The sequence below is a fragment of the Sphingomonas sp. SP5 genome, assembly GCF_058313455.1.
In genome coordinates this window covers 120,096-139,156 of record NZ_JBZFLF010000005.1, presented here as the reverse complement: position 1 = coordinate 139,156, position 19,061 = coordinate 120,096, and the positions used below count along the sequence as shown (strand labels likewise).

Sequence of the window (19,061 nt, the reverse complement as noted above, 5' to 3'; positions counted from 1 at the left end):
TCGAAGCACAGGTGAGACTCATGCCCTTCGACAAGCTCCGGGCCAACGGTGAGTGTGGATGAAGGCCACGTCATCATGCTCTACCCGCGCCGCTCGACGCCGCGGGTGAGTTCGGTGAGGGCATGATCGGCGAGCACGCTGCCGGCATTGCCGCTGGCCATGATCGCCCGTTCCGCCTGACGGACGCGCAGCAGTGCGGCGGACAGCATGGCGGCGTTCCAGCGGCGCAGCGCCTGGCCGGTCGCCGCCTCTTCACGGAAGAAGATGCGATGCCGCTTGAACACGCTGTCCTGCGTGGCGCCTGCATCGATCTCCGCCTTCATTTCGGCGAGCGTCATCAGCCGGCGCGCGAGCAGGCGCAGCCACGGGATCGGTGAGGTGCCCGCTTCGTCCAGGCGCGCGAGTTCGGCGCCCAAGGCCGCGGTATGGCCACCGATCACCGCATCGACGACCTGCGTCATCTCCGCCTCGCCCAAATCGGCGCCGATCGCATCCAGCGCCGCTTCGTCCAGGTCGTGCGGGCGATCCGGGGCGGCATCGAGGAACAGCGCCAGCTTCTCGATCTCGCGGGCCAGCACCGCGCGGTCGCCGCCGCAAGCAGTCGCGAGACGCGCCGCAACGGCTCCCGCGGGACGCAGGCCCTGATCGCGCGCCATCGTGGCGGCCAGCCGCTCCAGATCGGCAGCGCTGGGCTCGTAGGCGGCGAACGCCATGGCGCGGCGGGAATCGATCGCCAGCTTGACGATCTTGGCGGTGGACTTGACCGTCGGTGCCAGCGCCACGACGGGATTGCCGGCATGATCGGCATCGAGCAGCGCGGTAAAGGCGTCGAGGCACTCCTCGCCCGCCGGCGACACGCGGATATGCCGCGCGCCACCGAACAGCGACAGCGAGGCCGCCTCGTCCGCCAGCCGCGCCGGATCGGAGCGCAGCGTCGCTCCGTCCAAATCGATGCGTTCGGCGTCCGGCCCCATCGCCTTGGCGATCAAGGCGGCCAGTTCCGCGGTGGCCGAGCCATCCGGCCCGTGCAGCAGGTACAGTCGGATATCGGGTGACGGACGTTCCAGCGCGGAACGGATGTCGCGCGCATTGGCTTTCATGGCCGCGTCTTCACCGCGGCTTGGAACGGCCGCGCGCGTAGACGGCGAGGCGGGCGACGATCTGATCGGCGACGATGCCGGACAAACGCTCCAGCGCGGTGTTCTCCGCGGCGATCGTCGCATATTCCGACTGCACCACGTCGATGCCCGCATCCGAACCGGCGGTGGCGTCGATCAGCACGCTGCCGTCGGCCAGATTCACCAGCTGGTAGCGCGCGCGCAGCGTGCGCCGCTCGCGCGTCACCGCATCGTCGCGCCGCACGCCGAAGCCCTGGATCCTGTCGTCCAGCTTCACGTCCAGCCGGTAGCGGGCGGTGCCGCTGGCGGCGAGACGATCGCGCAGGGCGTTGTCCATCAGCCAGCCCGCCTTGCCCTGGATCGGCGCGACCTCGATGTCGGCCAGCGTCTGTGCGACGCTGCCGCCCGGCCCGCCGCCGTACAAGGGCTGGAGACCGCAACCCGCCGTCATCAGCGCGAGCGGGGCGAGGAGCAGCAGGCGGCTCATGCGACCAGGTTCACCAAGCGTCCGGGCACGACGATCACCTTCCTGGGGGGCTTGCCATCGAGGATGCGGACGATCTTGTCGGAGGCCAGCGCCGCCGCCTCGATCGCGTCCCTAGGCATGTCCTTGGGCAGAGTCAGCGTGTCGCGCAGCTTGCCGTTGACCTGCACCGCGATGGTCACCTCGTCCTCGACGAGCAGGCGCGCGTCGACTTCCGGCCAGGGGGCGTCGGCGATCAAGCCGTCGAAGCCCTTGGCCGCCCAGGCTTCCTCGGCAACGTGCGGGATCATCGGCGCGACCAGCAGCATCAGCGTGTAGACGGCGTTGCTGCGCGATGCCGATGGCGCGGCGCGTTCGATCGCGGTCACCAGTTCGTACAGCTTCGCCACCGCCTTGTTGAAGGCGAGCGCCTCGATATCCTGTTCGATGCCGAGGATGGTCTGGTGCAGCTTGCGGTCGAGCGCGGGATCGCCGCCTTCTCCGGGCCCTGCGGCCTCGCCGTCGAACAGCCGCCATAGCCGCTGCACGAAGCGCCAGGCGCCTTCGATGCCCGATTCGCTCCACGGCAGGTCGCGTTCGGGCGGTGAATCCGACAGCATGAACCAGCGCGTCGCATCGGCGCCGTAGCGGTCGACGATCGGTTCCGGATCGACCGTGTTCTTCTTCGACTTCGACATCTTTTCGACGCGGCCGACCGTGATCGGATCACCAGTCGCGATCTCCACGCCGTCGCGCACGTCATCGGGGGAAAGCCAGCGGCCGTCCGACGATTTGTACGTCTCGTGCGTCACCATGCCTTGCGTGAACAGGCCGGTGAACGGTTCGGCGATATCGAGCTGGCCGATATGCTTCAACGCCCGCGTCCAGAACCGCGCGTAGAGCAAGTGGAGGATCGCGTGTTCGACGCCGCCGATATATTGGCCGACCGGCAGCCAGCTTTCGGCGACGGCGCGGTCGAACGGCCTGTCCTGCGGCTGGCTGGCGAAGCGGATGAAGTACCAGCTCGAATCCGCGAACGTATCAAGCGTGTCGGTTTCGCGGACCGCAGCCTTGCCGCAGGTGGGGCAGGGGACGTGCTTCCACGTCGGATGCCGGTCGAGCGGGTTGCCGGGAACGGCGAAGGACACGTCCTCGGGCAGCACCACGGGCAGCTGGTCCTTGGGCACCGGTACCGCGCCGCAGGCGTCGCAGTGGATGATCGGGATCGGCGTACCCCAATAGCGCTGGCGGCTGACGCCCCAGTCGCGCAGGCGATAGACGGTCGATCCCTTGCCCCAGCCGCCATCCTCGGCGCGGGTGATGACCGCGCGCTTGGCGTCCTCGACGTCCATGCCGTCGAGGAAGTGCGAATTCACCAGGGCACCGGGGCCGGTATAGGCTTCGTCGCCGTCGAACACCGGATCGGCGAGCGCGCCGTCGGACACCACGCGCTGCACGGCGAGGCCGTATTTACGGGCGAAATCGAGATCGCGCTGGTCGTGCGCCGGCACGCCCATCACCGCGCCGGTGCCATAGTCCATCAGCACGAAATTCGCGATGTAGACGGGCAGCTGCCGGTCGGCATCGAACGGATGCGCGGCGGTGAGGCCGGTGTCGAAGCCCAGCTTCTCCTGCGTCTCCAGCTCGGCGGCGGTGGTGCCGCCCTGCTTGCAGCGCTCGATGAACGCGGCGACCTCGGGCCGGTCGGCGAGTGCTTGCGCGATCGGGTGATCCGCGGCGACCGCGACGAAGCTGGCGCCAAAGATCGTGTCGGGGCGGGTCGAGAACACCTCGATCGTCTCGCCATTCGACACCTGGAAACCGAAGGTCAGTCCCTGGCTCTTGCCGATCCAGTTCTCCTGCATCAGCTTCACCTTGTCCGGCCAGTGTTCGAGGCGGCCGAGCCCCTCGATCAGTTCGTCGGCGAAGTCGGTGATCTTGAGGAACCACTGGCTGAGCTTGCGCTTCTCGACCAGCGCGCCCGATCGCCAGCCGCGGCCGTCGATCACCTGTTCGTTGGCGAGCACGGTCATGTCGACCGGATCCCAATTGACCGCCGATTCCTTGCGATAGACGAGGCCGGCGGCGAACATATCGAGGAACAGCGCCTGTTCGTGGCCGTAATAGTCCGGCTCGCAGGTCGCGAGCTCGCGGCTCCAGTCGAGCGCGAAGCCGAGGCGCTTCAGCTGCGCCTTCATCGTCTGGATGTTGGCGCGCGTCCAGGTGCCGGGATGCACCTGCTTTTCCATGGCCGCATTCTCGGCCGGCATGCCGAACGCGTCCCAGCCCATCGGGTGGAGCACTTCATACCCGCGCATCCGCCGGAAGCGCGCCAGCACGTCGCCCATCGTGTAGTTGCGCACGTGGCCCATGTGGATGCGCCCCGACGGATAGGGGAACATCTCCAGCACGTAGCTTTGCGGTTTGCCGCTGTCGTCGCGGGCGGCAAAGGTCTGTCGGTCGTCCCAGACCTGCTGCCAGGCGCGGTCCGCCGTCAAGGCGTTGAAACGCTCAACCATGAACCGGATTAGCCCGCAATCGACGCGCGGCGCAGGTCGCGGGCGCGGGTGAGGATCACGTCCTCCAGCTTCTGCGTGGTCGATGCCGCAACGGGGGCGGACACCCATTGGCCACCCCGGTTCACCTCGCGCAGCGCCGCAACGCGCACGGCATCGGCGCGCAGATCCTGGTCGAGGATCGAGACGGTTACCTTCATCCGCTCGGTCGGCACTTGCGGATTGACGTACCAGTCGGTGACGATGACGCCGCCGTTGGAATCGGTCTGCAGCAGCGGCATGAACGACAGCGTGTCGAGGCTGGCGCGCCACAGGTAGGAATTGACGCCGATCGTCGTGACCTTCGATGCGGCGAGGTCTGACTGGGCGACGGCCTTGCCACCGCTGCGGCCGCCGCAGGCGGCGAGCGGCAGGGCGATGGCGGCGACCATGAGAGCGGTGCGCAACGAGCGGATCATGGGCGTAACTGTCCTGCAAAAATTGGAGCGCATCCGCTCTATAGATGCAGCGGACCCCCCGCAAGCGACGCATCGAGTCCCAAAATCTGTGTGCTGATTGCAACAGTCGGACAAAATGTCGCACCGGTAAGTGAGGCTGCCATATTGGCATGCGCCTGAATCGTGTTAGGCGCGTTGCAGCGGGAGTCGAGGGGACTGCTTGTGTTTGCGAAGCGTGCCATGGGGCGTGCGATGGCTGTGATGATGACGGGGGCGCTGGTCGCCACCGGTATCGTCGTGGCACCCGCGTTCGGCGCGAGCGAGCGCAGCCGCCCCGTCAAGCGGGCCGCTCCGGTACGCTTCGCCGGCGCCTTCACCCCCGCAGCCGCCGATCCGCGCCTGGCCGCAGCGATCGCGCGCGGCGGCCTCGACAGCAGCGAGTTCCGCTTCACCCCGGCCGAGGCGCGGCAGGACAAGCGCGCGGTGACCGTCGCCGTACGGGCTCGGTCGAACCGGACCGCGCTGGCCGATGCCGGCCGCGCCGCCGCGGTACCGACGCCGACCGTCGGCATCCAGCCGATCGCCTACAATCTGGGCGTGTCGGTGGGCTGGAAGCGCTTTGCCGTTTCGGGCGCGATGAACCGGATCGACCTGGGACCGATCCCGGGCAGTCGCGAATCGACCGACGTGGCGCTGACCTACCGCGCCGGCCGCGCGAGCAGCCGCCTGCAGGCGGTCGCCGACCGGCCGCTGGAGAACACGCCCAAGCTGACGCAGGAGCTGCCGAGCTATTCGGTCGACGTCAGCAGCTCCTACGCGCTGACCCGCAACCTGGATGTGACCGCCGGCATGCGCTATCGCTCGGATCGTGAGCGGCTGGCCCGCCTGGACGATACACGGCATGACAGCCAGTCGGTCTACGTCGGGACCGCCTTCCGCTTCTGATCCTGGCGTCGGATGCTGCGGTAGCGGCGTCGTGATGATGGCTGGACGCTTCCGCGGCATCATCAGCTGATAGAGGACCCCGCGCGTGTCGCCGGGGGTGAGTCTCACCTGTGCTTCGACAGGCTCAGCACGAGCGGGTTAGGTCAGCGTGGTCCGGTATGGCTTTTGCGGCCTTGGGCTTAGGCCGGGGCTGCATCGTCGTGACCAGCCCGTCGATCGCGGCCCAACCGGCAAAGCCATATCGCCGCAGCCGCAGCCAGCGCGCCGCCGTCATGCCGCCGAGCGCGATCCGGCCCGCGGCCAGCCCATTCGTCATCGCCAATGCGCGCGACACGCCGAGCGGCCGGGCGCCGGGATGCGATCGGGTGGAGTAGATCGGCGAGACGAACAGCCACGCGGCGCCGGCCCGTATCGCTGCCACCGCCTGGCGCCGATCGTGCACCGGATAGGTCAGCGCATCGCGGCCGCCATGGCCCGGCGCCCCCGGCAGCCCGCCGGCGGCACTGATCCTGAGACGCCGCGCCTGCGCCAGGCGGCGGATGCGCAGGAACAACCGGTGTCGTTCGCCCGGCGGCAGGCTGCGGTGGCGGAACACCACGCCGGCCCCCGGCGGCAGCGTGCCGAGGACGGCCGGCAGGTCCGCGTCGATCCGCTCGTCGGTCATCAGCCACGCATGGCGGCGTGGATCGATATTGCGGTTCAGATTGGCCACCCGGCCGCTATAGCGGCGCGCATGACCGCCGCCACCCGTTCACCTGCCGCCACTCCCCTCACCGCCGTGATCGACGGCATCGCGCAGGCTGCGCGGCTCGCCAGCCGCGACCCTGCCGACGTGACGCTGATCGCCGTCTCCAAGACGCAGGAGGCCGAGGCGATCCGCCCGTTGCTCGATGCGGGTCACCGCGTCTTCGGCGAAAATCGCGTGCAAGAGGCAGCGGCGAAATGGCCGGCGTTGCGCGATGCCTATGCCGACGTCGCGCTGCACCTGATCGGCCAGCTGCAATCCAACAAGGCCGAGGATGCGGTGGCGTTGTTCGACGCGATCCACACGGTGGATCGCCCGTCGCTGGTTGATACGCTGGCGGCGGCGATGGCGAAGACGGGGCGGCGCCCCGATTGCTTCGTACAGGTGAATATCGGTGCCGAGGATCAGAAGGGGGGCTGCGCCATCGCCGATCTGCCCGCCCTGCTGGAGCGGGCGCGCGCCGCCGGTCTGCCGATCGTCGGGCTGATGTGCCTGCCGCCCGCCGACGTCGAACCGGCGCCCTATTTCGTGCTGCTCGCCAAGCTGGCGCGCGAGGCGGGGCTGAACGGCCTCAGCATGGGCATGTCCGGCGACTATGCGACGGCGGTGACGCTCGGCGCGACGCACGTGCGCGTCGGCAGCGCGCTGTTCGGCGCACGCAAGGCGGTGGCGGCATGAGGTTCGCAGGGCTGCTTTTCGATTTCGACGGCGTGCTGATCGAGAGCGAATATGCCGGCAACCGGCAGATCGCGGAATGGCTGACCGGGGCGGGGCATCCGACCACGCCGGCGGATTCGATGGCGAACTTCATGGGGCTGGCCGGTCCCGATTTCCGTGCCGCGATCGAACGCTGGATCGGCGGTCCGCTGCCCGACAGCTTTCAGGCCGCACGCGAGGCGGAGGATGCGCGCGCGATGGCAGCGGGGATCGACGCGGTCGCCGGTGCGGTGGCGTTCGTCCGCTCGCTGCCCGCCGACCTGCCGCGCGCGGTCGTCTCGTCCAGCCCGACGCGCTGGATCCGCCGCCACCTCGACCATATCGGCCTCGCGGACGCGTTCGGCGAGCATATCTACAGCGGCCGCGAACATGTGGCCAAGGGCAAGCCCGCGCCCGACCTCTACTGGCACGGTGCCGCCGCGATTGGCGTGCCAATCGCTGATTGCGCGATCATCGAGGATTCGCCGGTGGGTGCCACCGGGGCGGTGGCATCGGGCGGCTATGTGATCGGCCTGTGCGCCGGCACGCATTGCGGCGTCGGCCATGACGCACGGCTGAAGGCGCTGGGGGTGCAGGCGGTCGCGGCCGACTTCACCGAGGTGGCGCGGCTGGTCGGCGTGCCCGGGGTGACGGTGTAGAGCGAAACCCGATCAGAACTTCGGCCCGGCAACCTGCGCGCGCGCCTTCTTGGGCGCATCCTTGAACAGCTGGACCATCATCGGGTTGCGCGAGTCGCGCAGTGCATAGTCGCGCGCCGACAGGCCGGCCATGTTGTCGGTCTGGTCGGGATCGGCGCCCTTGTTGAGCAAGGTCCGCGCGATCGCCTCTTCGCGCGCGTTGACCGCCAGGATCAGCGCGGTCTGGCCCGACTGGTTGGCGAGGTTCGGATTCGCCTTGTAGGCGAGCAGCAGGTCGACGAGGTCTTCACGGCCCGCCAACGCCGCCAGCATCAGCGGCGTGTTGCCCTTGCCGTCGCGGATGTTGGGATCGGCTTTGTGCTGCAACAGATATTGCACGTACATGCTGCCCGAATGGCCGATCAGCGTGTGCAGCGCGGCCTTGCCGGTGGTCGGCGATTTGGTGTTGATGATCGTGCTGCCCGGCGTCTCGATCATCGTGGTGACCGCCTTGCCGTCCTCCTTCTCGATCGCGGACAGGAATTTGTAGCTTTCCGACTGCTGCTGCGCAGCGACCGGCGCGGAGGCGGCGGCAAGAGCGAGCAGGAGAAGATGACGCGGGCGGATCATGGACGGTCCCTTGACGAGGAAGGCTTGCCCTGCCGCAGGTAACAGATCACAGCTGGCGTGGTCATGAACATTTTGCGCCCAGACCTGCGCCGTCTCCTGCGGGCCGCCGTACCGTTCGCCGCGTTCGCTCTCGTCGCATGCCAGCCGCAGCCGACGGAGGCACCGCCACTGGCCGGCGCCCGGATCGGCGGCCCCTTCACGCTGGTGAACCAGGACGGCCGCACCGTCACCGACCGCGATTTCGCCGGCAAGTACCGGATCATGTACTTCGGCTATACCTTCTGCCCGGATGTCTGCCCGATCGATGCGGCGGCGATCGGCAAGGGGCTGGCGATGGTCGATGCCAGCGATCCCGACCTCGCGCGCCGGATCGTGCCGGTGTTCGTCAGCGTCGATCCCGAGCGTGACAGTCCCAAGGTGCTCAAGAGCTTCGTCGCCGCCTTCCACCCGCGCATGGTGGGGCTGACCGGCACGCCGCAGCAGGTCGCGGGCATCGCCAAGGCCTATGGCATCTATGCCGGCAAGGGTGAGACACAGCCCGGTGGAGGCTATCTGGTGAACCACAGCCGCACCACCTATCTGATGGATCCGGACGGCAAGCCGCTTGCGCTGCTGCCCTCCGACAAGGGGCCGCAAGCCGTGGCCGACGAGATCAAGCGCTGGGCGAGATGACGAACTTCTGGGAGCTGCCGATCGAGCAGCTCGATCGTGCGCAATGGGAGGCGCTGTGCGACGGTTGCGGCAAATGCTGCATCCACAAGCTGGAGGACGAGGATACCGGCGCCATCGTGCCGACCAACGTCGCCTGCCGGTTGCTCGACCGGCGCAGCGGCTTCTGCTCGGATTACAAGCACCGCCACGCCTATGTGCCCGAATGCGTGCGGCTGACCGCGCGCAACGTGCGCGGGATCGACTGGCTGCCCTCCACCTGCGCCTACCGCCTGCGCGCGGCGGGCGAGCCGTTGCGGGACTGGCATTACCTCATCAGCGGCGATCGTGAGACGGTGCACGCCGCCGGCATCTCCGTGCGGGGCTGGACGGTGAGCGAAGCCGATGTCGGCGACCTCGAGAACCACGTCATCGATCGCGAATTGTGACCACGCCGTTCGAGGTCGTCCGCCATCCCACGGCGCGGCGGATACGGCTGTCGATCGATCCGGCGAGCGGCGCGGTGCGGCTGGTCGTGCCCAAGCGCGCGGCGTTGAAGCCGGCGCTGGCCTGGGCTCAGGGCAAGGCGGACTGGATCGCCGCGCAGCGCGCCACCCTGCCGCAGCCGCGGCCCTATGCGCCGGGCATGGTGCTGACCGTCGCCGATGCGGCGCTGACCATCGCGTGGCAGCCGGGTGCCCGGCGTCGGGTGGAGGTGGTCGGCGACACGCTGTCGCTGTCGGGGCCGATCGAAACGCTGCCGCGCCGGGTCGAGACATGGCTGAAGCGGCAGGCGCTCGACCTGCTGACCGCCGAGACGATGCACTATGCCGCCAAGGCCGGCGTCACCGTCGCCAGGGTCGGGATCGGCGATGCGCGCGGGCGCTGGGGCAGCTGCGCCGTCGACGGGGTGATCCGCTACAGCTGGCGGCTGATCCTCGCGCCCGGCTGGGTCCGGCGCGCGACGGTGGCGCATGAGGTCGCGCATCGCGTGCACATGAACCATGCGCCCGTCTTCCACGCGCTGGTCGAGCGCTTGTACGGTGCCGATCCGACGCCGGCGCGCGCCTGGCTACGCACGCACGGTGCCGCGCTTCACTGGATCGGGCGTTCGTCCTGAAGCGGCCGCTGTAGCGGCTGGCGGACGGGCGGGGGCAGGTCGCGGCGCCGATCGTCGCGCCGGCCATCGGGCTGCACCTCGCGCGGCGGCGGGGCGTCGCGGGGAGCATCGCGGCCGGTGACGCGATCGATCAGATCGTCGAGCTGCTGCTGCGGCTGGGTCGGCGGCGCCTGCGGCACGCCGTCATCCTCCGCCTGCTGCCCATCGTCGCGCGAGGGCGCCGCGATCGGATTGCCGTCCTCGTCCACCATCGCGGTGCCATTGTCGGGCTGGCCGAAATACGCCTCTTCGTCGGGCTCCAGCTGCCATTCGGGCAGCGTCACCTGCGTCTCGAACTGTTCGATCGGCCGGTTGGCGGTGGCAGGCTTCATGAACGCGGCGAAGGCGCGCGCCGGCGCGGTGCCGCCGTGCAGGCCGGACACCGGCCGGGCATCGTCGCGGCCCATCCACACGCCCGTGGTGAGGCCGCTGGAGAAGCCGAGGAACCAGCCGTCCTTCAGCGAGGTGGTGGTGCCGGTCTTGCCTGCCACCGGGCGGCCGATCTGCGCCGAGCGGCCGGTGCCGGTGTTGACCGTGGTCTGCAGCAGATCGACCATCTCCGCCGCGACATAGGGCGCGACGAGCACGCGGCTGCGATCCACCTCGTGCCGGTAGATCTCCTGCCCGTTGGCGGTGACGCGGGTGATGCCATAGGGGGTCACCGCCACGCCCTTGTTGGCGACGCTGGCGAAGGCGCGGGTCATGTCGATGAGGCGCACGTCGCTGGTGCCGAGCACCATCGCCGGATGGGTGTTGATCGGCGTGGTGATGCCGAAGCGGCGCGCCATGTCGGCGACGGTGGAGAAGCCCACCTCCTGCCCCAGCTTGGCCGCCACCGTGTTGAGCGAATAGGCAAAGGCGGTGCGCAGCGTCACCGAGCCGGAATTGCGGCGCGAATCGTTGCGCGGGCTCCAGCCGTCGATCGTCACGGGCTCGTCGACGATCGTATCCTCTGGCTTGTGGCCCGCCTCCAGCGCGGCGAGGTAGACGAACAGCTTGAACGCCGATCCCGGCTGGCGCACCGCCTGCGTCGCGCGATTGTAGATCGACGACACGTAATCCTTGCCGCCGACCATCGCCCGCACCGCGCCGTCGCGGTCGAGGCTGACGAGCGCGCCCTGCACGCCCGGCGGGGCGTTGGCACGGATCGCGGCATCGGCATCGCGCTGCATGCCGAGGTCCAGCGTCGTCCACACCTCCAGCGGCGCCTGCGTCTCGTCGATCAGCGTGTCGAGCTGCGGCAGCGCCCAGTCGGTGAAGTAGCGCGCCGAGTTCTGCCGCGGTTCCGGGCTGAGCTTCAGGTCCGCGACATCGGCGGCGTCGGCCTGCGCCTGAGTGATGAACCCGCCGCGAACCATCTGCCGCAAGACCACGCCGGCGCGCCCCTTGGCGGCATCGACGTCGGCGGTGGGAGAATAGTTTGACGGCGCCTTGACAAGACCCGCGATCACCGCCGCTTCGGCAAGACTAAGTCGCTCTGCGCCATGGCCGAAGAACTTGCGGCTGGCGGCATCGATCCCGTAGGCACCGCCGCCGTAATAGACTTTGTTCAGGTAGAGGTCGAGGATCTCTTCCTTGCTGAACTTGCGTTCGAGTGCGAGCGCCAGGATGGCTTCGCGGAACTTGCGGCCGATCCGCTTCTGGTTGCTGAGGAACACGGTGCGGGCGAGCTGCTGGGTCAGCGTCGATCCGCCCTGCACCCGGCGCCCGCGCTGGTAGTTGACCACGAACGAACGCAGGATGCCGACCGGATCGACGCCGGGATGTTCGTAGAAGCGGCGATCCTCCACCGCGATCGTCGCTTCGCGCATCACGGTCGGGATCCGGTCGTACGACAGCCATTCGCCATAGCTCGGCCCGAGCGAGGCGATCACGCTGCCGCCGGCGGCATGGACGCGGATCATCTGGCCGTTGGGCGACGATTTCAGCTCGTCGAAGCTCGGCAATTGCGATCGCGCGACATAGACCGCGATCACCAATGCCCCGAAAGCGAGGATCGCAAGCCCGATCAGGACCTGCAAGGTGATGACGATCCGCCGGCGCCAGCGAGAGCGGGGAGCGGGAGCGGAGCGGGGGGTGCGCGCACGGGCCATGAAGGGCGCAGCAACTACCGGTTAACCGCGTTCCCCACAAGCCGAACCCGCTACGCCCCCGCAGCCGTCCGGCGGCTCAGGCCGCCTTGCGCGCCCGGAATTCGAGCGCGATCGAGTTCATGCAATAGCGCAGGCCGGTCGGCGGCGGCCCGTCGGGAAAGACGTGGCCGAGATGGCTGTCGCAGCGCGCGCACCGCGTTTCGGTGCGGCGCATGCCGTGGCTGGTGTCGGTATGGTCCGCCACCCGGTCGGCCTCGATCGGCTGGGTGAAGCTGGGCCAGCCCGAGCCGCTGTCGTATTTGTCGGCGCTGTCGAACAGGTCGAGGTGACAGGCCGCGCAATGATACAGGCCGTCCGCCTTGTTGTCGGTGAGCGCGCCGGCGAAGGCGCGTTCGGTGCCTGCCTCGCGCAGGACGTGATATTGCGCCGGCGTCAGCCGCTTGCGCCATTCGGTTTCCGAGAGATTGAGCTGATCCATGGCTTCCAATTTCGTGAGGGCCGGAGGCGTCGTCAACCATCATGGCCCCATTCTGGTCGCATGGGCCATGACCTGGATCAGTCCGGGCGGCATCGCCGAGATCGCGGCCGCCGACCAACGGCTCTCGGCGATGCGGCGGACCGCGCCGGCGACGGCCATCGGCCGGGCGAGGCCACGGGCGAAGCGCCGCTGCCAGGGCGCCGCCGCCGCCGGTCCGCCGGCCAGAAAGGCGTCGGCGGCCTCCATGCCGCTCGCCAGCGCGATCCCCATGCCTTCGCCGGCGAGCGAGGGGATGACGCCGGCCTGGTCGCCGAGCCGGAACAGGCCGGCCATGCCGCTGCGCTGCCGCCAGCCATAGGGTACGTTGGCGATGGCATCGACGTCCGCGTCGGCGGCGAGCGAGGCGAGCCGGTCGCCGAGGCGGGGTGATTCCCTGCCCAGCACGGCGAGCAGATCGGCGGGCGTGCCCGCGGCCTGCAATCGCGACCGGTGCACCGCCATGCAGACGTTGGCGCTGCCATCCTCCTGCAAGGCGATGCCGGCATAGCCGCGATCGAACAGGTGCAGCTCGATCCGGCCCGCGAGCGCCTGCGTCAGCGCGGGGGAGGGCGCCAGCCGCACGCGCAGGCCCAGCGTCGGATCCGTGCCCCGCGCCGCCGCCGGGCGGGCGAGGCCGCGCAGGTCGTGCTTGCCGGTGGCGAGGAACAGCGCATCGCCGGCGATCGTCGCGCCATCGGCCAGCTGCGCGGTCGATCCTTCGATCGTGCGTACCGTCACGCCGCTTTCCACGGCGGCGCCGGCGTAGAGGGCGGCGGCGCGCAACAGCGTGTCCAGCCGCCGCCGCGACACGCCGAGCGCCGGCTGCGGCAGTGTCGCTTCGCGCACACGATTGCCTGCGAACAGCGTCACCTGCGTCAATCGGTCGCGATTGAGCCGGTCGGGATCGATGCCGAGGGCGATCAGGCGCTCGATCGTGCGCCAGCTGACGAAGCCGCCGCACAGTGCATCGCCATCGGCATGCCGCTCCAGCAGCAGCGGCCGGGCGCCGCCACGCGCCAGCCGGATCGCCGCGGCCGACCCCGCCGGTCCGCCGCCGACGATCAGCGCAGCCGTTCGACGCACAGCCGGAACGGAAAGGCGCGGAACACGCGCGCATCGGTGATCCCTGCCGCGGCGAGCAGCGGCGGCCATTCGGCGGGGCGGTAGGAGCGGGCGATCGACAGCGTGCCGTCGTGCCGCACGATCGGGTGCCAGCGGGCGAGGCGGGCGAGCAGCGGAAACCCGCGATGTGCGAAGCCGTGGCGATGAAGGTCGTTGACCAGCCAGCCACAAGCCGCCTCGCGCTCCATGAAGCGGAGGAAGGCGATCAGCTGAGGCCGCGTCATATGATGCGCGACGAGACTGGAGAGGACGACATCCCAGCCCTCGCCGGCGAGATCGGCATAATCGCCGGTCCGCCACTCGATCGGCAGGTCGCGCGGGCTATGCGCACGCGCTGCGACCTCGCTGCGCGGATTGAGGTCGATGCCGACCAGTTCGGCGACGATGCCGCGCCGCGCCGCCCAGCGCGCGATCCGGCGCAGCATGTCGCCATCGCCATAACCCACGTCGAGCAGCCGCAGCCTGCGCCGCTGCCCGACCGCGCGATCGAGGAAGGCGAGCGTCGGGCGCGCCGCCAGCGTCACCGTGTTGACCCGCGCCAGGTCGGCGACCACCGCGGCATAGACGTCGGCCGGCAGGTCGTCGGCGTCCATCAGCTCCTCCGCCTCGGCGCGGACGGCAAGGCTCATGCCGCGCGGCGCAACGCCAGCCCCTCGGCGGCGAGGCCGGGACCAAAGGCGAGCGCCACGCCCTCGGCCTGCCGTGGGGGATCGGCGAGCAGGCGGGCGAGCACGAACATCAGCGTCGCCGACGACATGTTGCCATTGTCCGCCAGCACCGCCCGCGACGCGCCGAGCGCTTCGCGGGGCAGCGCCAGTGCCTGTTGCACGGCGTCCAGGATGGAGCGGCCGCCGGCATGCACCGCCCAGAACAGCGAGGCGGGATCGGCTGCGCCGGTGACCGCCGTGGCGAAATCGGCATCGCCCAGCGCCGCGCCGATCCGCGCCGGCACCGCCCCGTCGAGATGCATCGCAAAGCCCGTGTCGGTAATCGTCCAGCGGATCAGTGCGGCGCTGTCGGGCAGCGTCGCGGCGAACGGCCGGCCGAGCGCAATACCCTGGGGCTCTGCGCTGACCAGCGCCGCGGCGGCGCCGTCGCCGAACTGGAGCATGGCGAGCAACGGTTCGAGCGCGTTCGTATCCTGCAGGTGCAGCGAGGACAGTTCCACCGTCACCACCAGTACGCGTGCCGCCGGATCGGATCGCACGATATGGCGGGCGCTGCGCAGCGCCACGACCGCGGCGTAACAGCCCATGAAGCCGATCAGCAGCCGCTCGGTGTCGGGCGACAGGCCGAGCCGAGCGGCGATGATCTGGTCGATGCCCGGTGCGACGAAGCCGGTGCAGCTCGCCACCACCAGATGGGTGATGCCCGACAAGTCCGCCTGCGTGGCGAGATCGGCGACGGCGGCGAGCGCGAGGACGGGAGCTTCGCGCGCATAGGTTTCCATCCGCGCGGCAGTGCCGGGGTGCTCGCCGGCGTAGAACCCGCCGGGCGCCACCGGGCTGCCGCCGTCCGCGGCGGCCAGCACCGACCAGCGGTGCGCGATGCCGGCCCGCGCCGCCATGCGGGCGAACACCGGCCGCATGCGTGGCTCGACCCGCTCGGCCGCCCAGTCGATGAAGGCGGCGTGGACGTCCTGCGCCGGAACGGCGGTGCCGATCGCCTGGATGTGCGCGGTGGGATGACCGGATGAAACTGGCGACACCTGAAACCTTTTTAGGCACTTAGAAACGGTGCCGGCATGCCGCAGCAACGCATCTGCCGGCGTAAAGGATGCAGGCGGGTCGGCGCGGCCGATGTTCGCCGGCCTTAAAAGGCCATATGGCGGATATACTTGTGTTTTTTGGCACGTCGGTGATAGCGGGAACGGAGCTGACGACGCTTTTTGGGGAATGCGACGTGCCACATGAATCCATCGCCGGTCTGGTCAAGGACCTGACGACGCAGCTCTCTGCGATCGCGACGGAATTCGGCACCCGCGCCGACCAGTTGACCGGCGGGGGACGCGATGTGCCCGCCGACCTGCCTGCGCCGCCGCAACCGGAGGCGCGCGAACTCGCCAAGCAGCTGCTGGCGCAGCGCATGGCCCGCTTCGATCACTTCCCGGCCGAGCTGTTCCACGAACCGGCCTGGGACATGCTGCTGGCGCTGTTCGTCGCGCACGAGGAGCGCCGGACGATGAACGTCAAGACGCTGGTGGCGAGCGCGCATGCGCCGGTCACCACCTCGCAACGCTGGATCGATCACCTCCACAAGCTGAAGCTGGTCGACCGCGTGATCGATCCGGTCGACCGGCGGCGGATGGAAATCTCGCTGAGCGATTCGGGCTACACCGCCGTCACCGCCTATCTGCGCCGGCTTGGCGCCGCCTGAAACGGTTCAAATCTCGGCGGTAAGCCGCTGGATTGCAACGAAATCGATGTAGGACAGCATGACTGTACCGATCGGAATCACAGTCGATTCCCGGCCCGCGGGGGTGGATCGCCCTCGTGCGGGGGCACCAGGTACGATCCGCTGCCCGATCACCGGAACGGGTGCATCGTAACTATCGATCGTCGAATTGGTTTTGTAGGTTTTGTTTAAGTAGCGCAGCCGATTTTCAGCCCCGGGCATAGAAACGGGGCGGGCATTGCGCATCTTGCGAGTCTTCAGCGCAAGTAGAGGTGGGATCTGGCGGCACGATGCCGCCATCCTGACGTCGTCGTGCGCGCTGCTTGCTTGCCTGGTGCCGGTGAATACGGCGCGGGCGGAGACGCGGGCCGGTACGCTGGTCACCAACGTTGCGACCGTCACGGTGCGCGAGGGCGAGGGCACGTACAGCCTGCCATCCAATCCGGTCGCGATGCTGGTCGCCGAGCGGCTCGACGTCGCGCTCGCCCGTACCGACGACGTGGCGATCGACGTGCCCGCCGAAGGCGCCGCGATCCCGCTCCGGCTCACCAACACGGGCAACGGGCGCGAAGCCTTCGATATCGCCGCCCGGCCGTCCGATGCCAGCGTCGCCGTGCGGCTGATCGCGATCGATGCCGATGGCGACGGCCGCTTCGATCCGGCCGTCGACAGGGTGCTGACCGACCGCCGCACCCCGCTGCTCGATGCAGGCGAGGCGGTGCGCCTCGTCGTGCTGCTCGATCCCGCCGCGGAGCGGATCACGGTCGCCGCATTGAGCGTCGAGGCGCGCGCCGCGACCGGCAGCGGTCCTGCCGGCACGGCGTTCGCCAAGGCCGGCGACGGCGGCGCCACGGCGGTGACCGGGGCGACCGGCGCGCTCGCCGCGGTCGCGGTGCCGATCGGCGTGCGCGCGGCGGCGGTGCCGGTACTCTCCAAATCGCAGAGCGTGCGCGCGCCCGACGGGTCGAGCCGCCCGGTGACGGGTGCGGTCGTCACCTATCGGCTGGAGGCACGCTTCGCCGGCTCTTCGGCGGCGGCGCGGATCGACGATCCGATCCCCGCCGGCACCGCCTATCTGCCCGGCAGCCTGATGCTCGATGCCGTCCCCCTCACCGATGCGGCGGACGACGATGCCGGCCGCGCCGACGACCGGGCGATCAGCGTCGCGCTCGGCCCGGTCGGCGGCTTCACCACCCATACCGTCCAGTTCCAGGTCACTATCCGATGAGGAATCCTGCCATGACTACCCGTTCCCTGGCCGCGGTGGTCGCCGCCGGCATCGCATGCGCCGCCATGCCCGCGCCTGCGGCCGCCGCCGAGCCTGCAACCGCCGCCAGGCCTGCAACCGCCGCCAAGCCTGCAACCTCCGAAGGCCCGCTCACCGTCACCACGCGCATGATGGTGGAACGGCGCGTCGCCGCGTCCGACGGCTCGACCCGCACCACTTTGGTGCCGGCGGCGCGAGCGGTGCCGGGCGACCGGATCACCGTCGTGGTCGCCTATCGCAACACCGGGTCGGCGGCGCTGGGCAATGTCGTGCTCGCCAATCCGGTGCCGCGCAACGTCCTCTATCGCGGCGCGGCGGCGGAGGCGCCCGAGGTGTCGGTCGACGGCAAGACCTATGGCGCCCTTGCCGACCTGCGCGTCGCCACGCCCGATGGCGGGACGCGCGCGGCGGGTGCCGCCGATATCACCCACGTGCGGTGGCGCCTCCCTGGCACGCTGGCGGCCGGGCAGGGGGGTGAACGCGCATTCCAGGCCGTCCTCAAGTGAATTTCCCCCACACGATTACCAAGCAAGGAGCAACACCGATGACCGCAACAGGGGCGCGGCGCTGGTTGCTGGCCGGAACGGCCGGACTGGCGTCGATCGGGACCGCGCATGCGCAGTCCACCACCGGCACCGCCGCCGGTACCACCATCACCAACACCGCCACCGCCAGCTACACCGTCAACGGTGCCGCCGGCACGGCGACGTCCAACACCGCGACCTTCGTCGTCGACCGCAAGGTCAACCTGACCGTCATCACGACGCAGAATGCCGCAACGCAGGTCAACCTGGGCCAGACCGGTGCGGTGACGACGTTCCAGGTGACCAACAACACCAACGGCACGCAGGATTTCCTGCTGGCGGCCAACCAGCTGATCCCGGCCGGCATCCTGACCGGCACGGATAATTTCGATCTCGCCAACCTCAAGATCTACGTCGATTCGAACAACAACGGCACCTACGATCCGGGCGTCGACACCGCCAACTTCATCGACGAACTGCCCGCCGACGGCCGCGCCACGGTGTTCATCGTCGGCGATATCCCCACCTCGCCTCTCGCCTCGATGGCGCAGGTCGGGCTGGATGCGACCGTCGCGACCGGCGGCGCGAGCGGCACGGCCGGTACGGCGCTGATCCCGACGCCGCTCAACACGCTGAACCAGGACAATGAGATCGACGTCGTCTTCGCCGACGACGACAATGACGGCGTGCTCGGCTACGACGCGCCGCGCAACGGCCAGGGCTGGGCCTATGCCTCGTACGAGGTCGGCGTGCACAGCGTGAACCTGTCGGTGACGAAGACCGCCGCGGTCATCACCGACGGGGTCAGTACGATCAATCCCAAGGCGCTGCCCGGGGCGATCGTGCAATATTGCCTCACCGTCACCAACGCGACCCTCCTCACCCCGGCGAGCGGCGTCAACCTGACCGACGTGATCCCCGCCAACACCACCTATGTGCCCGGATCGATCACGGTCGGCGGCATCGGCGTCGGCGGCGTCTGCCTGCTCAACGGCTTCCCGCAGAACGACGACGGCAGCCAGGCGGCGGGACCTTACACCGGGTCGTTCAACGCCAGCACCAAGACGGTGACGGCGACGATCCCGACGCTGGCGGGCGGCACGTCCGTCGCGGCGAGCTTCCGCGTCAAGATCAACTAAGCCCACCCCT

At 69.4% G+C, this 19,061-nt stretch carries 22 protein-coding genes; 10 read left to right on the top strand and 12 right to left on the bottom strand.

The window, feature by feature from the left end:
• Positions 1–80 precede the first annotated feature (80 nt).
• From holA to AC4GY7_RS13435, 4 genes are read right to left on the bottom strand one after another with little or no spacing between them, the layout of a single operon-like run.
• Positions 81–1,100, bottom strand: coding sequence for a DNA polymerase III subunit delta (holA, locus tag AC4GY7_RS13450; RefSeq protein ID WP_491115006.1), 1,020 nt, complete (start codon positions 1,098–1,100; stop codon positions 81–83).
• Positions 1,101–1,110: 10 nt separating this feature from the next.
• Entirely contained in the window at positions 1,111–1,605 is a 495-nt protein-coding gene (gene lptE / locus AC4GY7_RS13445; RefSeq protein WP_443584386.1) for an LPS assembly lipoprotein LptE, read from the bottom strand.
• The gene (gene leuS / locus AC4GY7_RS13440) at positions 1,602–4,100 is read right to left on the bottom strand and encodes a leucine--tRNA ligase (RefSeq protein ID WP_491115004.1); all 2,499 of its coding nucleotides are present in this window, start codon (positions 4,098–4,100) and stop codon (positions 1,602–1,604) included. The genes lptE and leuS overlap by 4 nt, the downstream gene beginning before the upstream one ends.
• An 8-nt stretch (positions 4,101–4,108) precedes the next feature.
• Positions 4,109–4,555 (bottom strand): DUF3576 domain-containing protein, encoded by a 447-nt coding sequence (locus tag AC4GY7_RS13435; protein ID WP_443584384.1) that lies wholly within the window; start codon positions 4,553–4,555, stop codon positions 4,109–4,111.
• A gap of 231 nt (positions 4,556–4,786) precedes the next feature.
• Between AC4GY7_RS13435 and AC4GY7_RS13430 the strand changes: the two genes are divergently transcribed.
• On the top strand, positions 4,787–5,479 hold the full coding sequence (locus AC4GY7_RS13430; RefSeq protein ID WP_491115002.1) for a hypothetical protein: 693 nt from the start codon (positions 4,787–4,789) through the stop codon (positions 5,477–5,479).
• A 124-nt stretch (positions 5,480–5,603) separates the two neighbouring features.
• Here the strand turns inward: AC4GY7_RS13430 and AC4GY7_RS13425 are convergent, their stop codons facing one another.
• Positions 5,604–6,191, bottom strand: coding sequence for a thiamine phosphate synthase (locus AC4GY7_RS13425; protein ID WP_491115001.1), 588 nt, complete (start codon positions 6,189–6,191; stop codon positions 5,604–5,606).
• Positions 6,192–6,212: 21 nt separating this feature from the next.
• On the opposite strand from AC4GY7_RS13425, the gene AC4GY7_RS13420 reads away from it, so the two are divergent.
• Together AC4GY7_RS13420 and AC4GY7_RS13415 are read left to right on the top strand one after the other, a co-directional pair.
• Entirely contained in the window at positions 6,213–6,902 is a 690-nt protein-coding gene (locus tag AC4GY7_RS13420) for a YggS family pyridoxal phosphate-dependent enzyme (protein ID WP_491114999.1), read from the top strand.
• Complete coding sequence (locus AC4GY7_RS13415; RefSeq protein ID WP_491114997.1) at positions 6,899–7,579, top strand: HAD family hydrolase; 681 nt, start codon at positions 6,899–6,901, stop codon at positions 7,577–7,579. Before AC4GY7_RS13420 ends, AC4GY7_RS13415 begins: the two co-directional genes overlap by 4 nt.
• A 12-nt stretch (positions 7,580–7,591) precedes the next feature.
• Here the strand turns inward: AC4GY7_RS13415 and AC4GY7_RS13410 are convergent, their stop codons facing one another.
• Complete coding sequence (locus AC4GY7_RS13410) at positions 7,592–8,188, bottom strand: ankyrin repeat domain-containing protein (protein WP_443584379.1); 597 nt, start codon at positions 8,186–8,188, stop codon at positions 7,592–7,594.
• Positions 8,189–8,251: 63 nt separating this feature from the next.
• On the opposite strand from AC4GY7_RS13410, the gene AC4GY7_RS13405 reads away from it, so the two are divergent.
• From AC4GY7_RS13405 to AC4GY7_RS13395, 3 genes are read left to right on the top strand one after another with little or no spacing between them, the layout of a single operon-like run.
• Positions 8,252–8,860, top strand: coding sequence for an SCO family protein (locus AC4GY7_RS13405; RefSeq protein WP_491114994.1), 609 nt, complete (start codon positions 8,252–8,254; stop codon positions 8,858–8,860).
• Positions 8,857–9,285 carry a YcgN family cysteine cluster protein gene (locus AC4GY7_RS13400; RefSeq protein ID WP_443584377.1) on the top strand — a complete coding sequence of 143 codons (429 nt, stop codon included), beginning with the start codon at positions 8,857–8,859 and terminating at the stop codon, positions 9,283–9,285. The genes AC4GY7_RS13405 and AC4GY7_RS13400 overlap by 4 nt, the downstream gene beginning before the upstream one ends.
• Positions 9,282–9,956, top strand: coding sequence for a M48 family metallopeptidase (locus AC4GY7_RS13395; protein WP_491114992.1), 675 nt, complete (start codon positions 9,282–9,284; stop codon positions 9,954–9,956). The genes AC4GY7_RS13400 and AC4GY7_RS13395 overlap by 4 nt, the downstream gene beginning before the upstream one ends.
• On the opposite strand, the gene AC4GY7_RS13390 is transcribed toward AC4GY7_RS13395, so the two are convergent.
• The 5 genes from AC4GY7_RS13390 to AC4GY7_RS13370 form a co-directional block, all read right to left on the bottom strand.
• Positions 9,932–12,088: a transglycosylase domain-containing protein gene (locus AC4GY7_RS13390; RefSeq protein ID WP_491114990.1), complete on the bottom strand. Its 2,157-nt coding sequence runs from the start codon at positions 12,086–12,088 to the stop codon at positions 9,932–9,934. The genes AC4GY7_RS13395 and AC4GY7_RS13390 overlap by 25 nt on opposite strands.
• Positions 12,089–12,164: 76 nt before the next feature.
• A complete protein-coding gene (msrB, locus tag AC4GY7_RS13385; protein ID WP_443584374.1) occupies positions 12,165–12,566 on the bottom strand; it encodes a peptide-methionine (R)-S-oxide reductase MsrB in 402 nt (133 codons plus the stop codon).
• A 39-nt stretch (positions 12,567–12,605) separates the two neighbouring features.
• Positions 12,606–13,688 (bottom strand): NAD(P)/FAD-dependent oxidoreductase, encoded by a 1,083-nt coding sequence (locus AC4GY7_RS13380; RefSeq protein ID WP_491114987.1) that lies wholly within the window; start codon positions 13,686–13,688, stop codon positions 12,606–12,608.
• The gene (locus AC4GY7_RS13375) at positions 13,667–14,356 is read right to left on the bottom strand and encodes a methyltransferase domain-containing protein (RefSeq protein WP_491114985.1); all 690 of its coding nucleotides are present in this window, start codon (positions 14,354–14,356) and stop codon (positions 13,667–13,669) included. Before AC4GY7_RS13375 ends, AC4GY7_RS13380 begins: the two co-directional genes overlap by 22 nt.
• Positions 14,353–15,435 (bottom strand): type III polyketide synthase, encoded by a 1,083-nt coding sequence (locus AC4GY7_RS13370; protein WP_491114983.1) that lies wholly within the window; start codon positions 15,433–15,435, stop codon positions 14,353–14,355. Before AC4GY7_RS13370 ends, AC4GY7_RS13375 begins: the two co-directional genes overlap by 4 nt.
• A 194-nt stretch (positions 15,436–15,629) precedes the next feature.
• Between AC4GY7_RS13370 and AC4GY7_RS13365 the strand changes: the two genes are divergently transcribed.
• On the top strand, positions 15,630–16,103 hold the full coding sequence (locus tag AC4GY7_RS13365; RefSeq protein ID WP_443584370.1) for a hypothetical protein: 474 nt from the start codon (positions 15,630–15,632) through the stop codon (positions 16,101–16,103).
• 6 nt (positions 16,104–16,109) lie between these two features.
• Here AC4GY7_RS13365 and AC4GY7_RS13360 read toward each other — a convergent pair whose 3' ends face one another.
• Positions 16,110–16,367, bottom strand: coding sequence for a hypothetical protein (locus tag AC4GY7_RS13360; protein ID WP_491114981.1), 258 nt, complete (start codon positions 16,365–16,367; stop codon positions 16,110–16,112).
• Between the two features lie 88 nt (positions 16,368–16,455).
• On the opposite strand from AC4GY7_RS13360, the gene AC4GY7_RS13355 reads away from it, so the two are divergent.
• The 3 genes from AC4GY7_RS13355 to AC4GY7_RS13345 are packed head-to-tail and all read left to right on the top strand — an operon-like array spanning position 16,456 to position 19,051.
• Positions 16,456–17,349 carry a hypothetical protein gene (locus tag AC4GY7_RS13355; RefSeq protein ID WP_491114979.1) on the top strand — a complete coding sequence of 298 codons (894 nt, stop codon included), beginning with the start codon at positions 16,456–16,458 and terminating at the stop codon, positions 17,347–17,349.
• 11 nt (positions 17,350–17,360) lie between these two features.
• A complete protein-coding gene (locus AC4GY7_RS13350) occupies positions 17,361–17,894 on the top strand; it encodes a hypothetical protein (protein WP_491114977.1) in 534 nt (177 codons plus the stop codon).
• A 38-nt stretch (positions 17,895–17,932) separates the two neighbouring features.
• Positions 17,933–19,051, top strand: a complete 1,119-nt coding sequence (locus AC4GY7_RS13345) for a hypothetical protein (RefSeq protein WP_491114975.1) — start codon at positions 17,933–17,935, stop codon at positions 19,049–19,051.
• The last annotated feature ends 10 nt before the right edge of the window (positions 19,052–19,061 follow it).

What these genes read in the sequence shown, in the direction of transcription:
- AC4GY7_RS13415 (WP_491114997.1), top strand. Translation starts at nt 6,899, where the DNA reads ATGAGGTTCGCAGGGCTGCTTTTCGATTTCGACGGCGTGCTGATCGAG.
- AC4GY7_RS13360 (WP_491114981.1), bottom strand. Translation starts at nt 16,367, where the DNA reads ATGCGCAATGCCCGCCCCGTTTCTATGCCCGGGGCTGAAAATCGGCTG.
- AC4GY7_RS13390 (WP_491114990.1), bottom strand. Translation starts at nt 12,088, where the DNA reads ATGGCCCGTGCGCGCACCCCCCGCTCCGCTCCCGCTCCCCGCTCTCGC.
- AC4GY7_RS13435 (WP_443584384.1), bottom strand. Translation starts at nt 4,555, where the DNA reads ATGATCCGCTCGTTGCGCACCGCTCTCATGGTCGCCGCCATCGCCCTG.
- AC4GY7_RS13400 (WP_443584377.1), top strand. Translation starts at nt 8,857, where the DNA reads ATGACGAACTTCTGGGAGCTGCCGATCGAGCAGCTCGATCGTGCGCAA.
- AC4GY7_RS13410 (WP_443584379.1), bottom strand. Translation starts at nt 8,188, where the DNA reads ATGATCCGCCCGCGTCATCTTCTCCTGCTCGCTCTTGCCGCCGCCTCC.
- msrB (WP_443584374.1), bottom strand. Translation starts at nt 12,566, where the DNA reads ATGGATCAGCTCAATCTCTCGGAAACCGAATGGCGCAAGCGGCTGACG.
- lptE (WP_443584386.1), bottom strand. Translation starts at nt 1,605, where the DNA reads ATGAGCCGCCTGCTGCTCCTCGCCCCGCTCGCGCTGATGACGGCGGGT.
- leuS (WP_491115004.1), bottom strand. Translation starts at nt 4,100, where the DNA reads ATGGTTGAGCGTTTCAACGCCTTGACGGCGGACCGCGCCTGGCAGCAG.
- holA (WP_491115006.1), bottom strand. Translation starts at nt 1,100, where the DNA reads ATGAAAGCCAATGCGCGCGACATCCGTTCCGCGCTGGAACGTCCGTCA.
- AC4GY7_RS13350 (WP_491114977.1), top strand. Translation starts at nt 17,361, where the DNA reads ATGACTACCCGTTCCCTGGCCGCGGTGGTCGCCGCCGGCATCGCATGC.
- AC4GY7_RS13420 (WP_491114999.1), top strand. Translation starts at nt 6,213, where the DNA reads ATGACCGCCGCCACCCGTTCACCTGCCGCCACTCCCCTCACCGCCGTG.
- AC4GY7_RS13375 (WP_491114985.1), bottom strand. Translation starts at nt 14,356, where the DNA reads ATGAGCCTTGCCGTCCGCGCCGAGGCGGAGGAGCTGATGGACGCCGAC.
- AC4GY7_RS13345 (WP_491114975.1), top strand. Translation starts at nt 17,933, where the DNA reads ATGACCGCAACAGGGGCGCGGCGCTGGTTGCTGGCCGGAACGGCCGGA.
- AC4GY7_RS13405 (WP_491114994.1), top strand. Translation starts at nt 8,252, where the DNA reads ATGAACATTTTGCGCCCAGACCTGCGCCGTCTCCTGCGGGCCGCCGTA.
- AC4GY7_RS13430 (WP_491115002.1), top strand. Translation starts at nt 4,787, where the DNA reads ATGGCTGTGATGATGACGGGGGCGCTGGTCGCCACCGGTATCGTCGTG.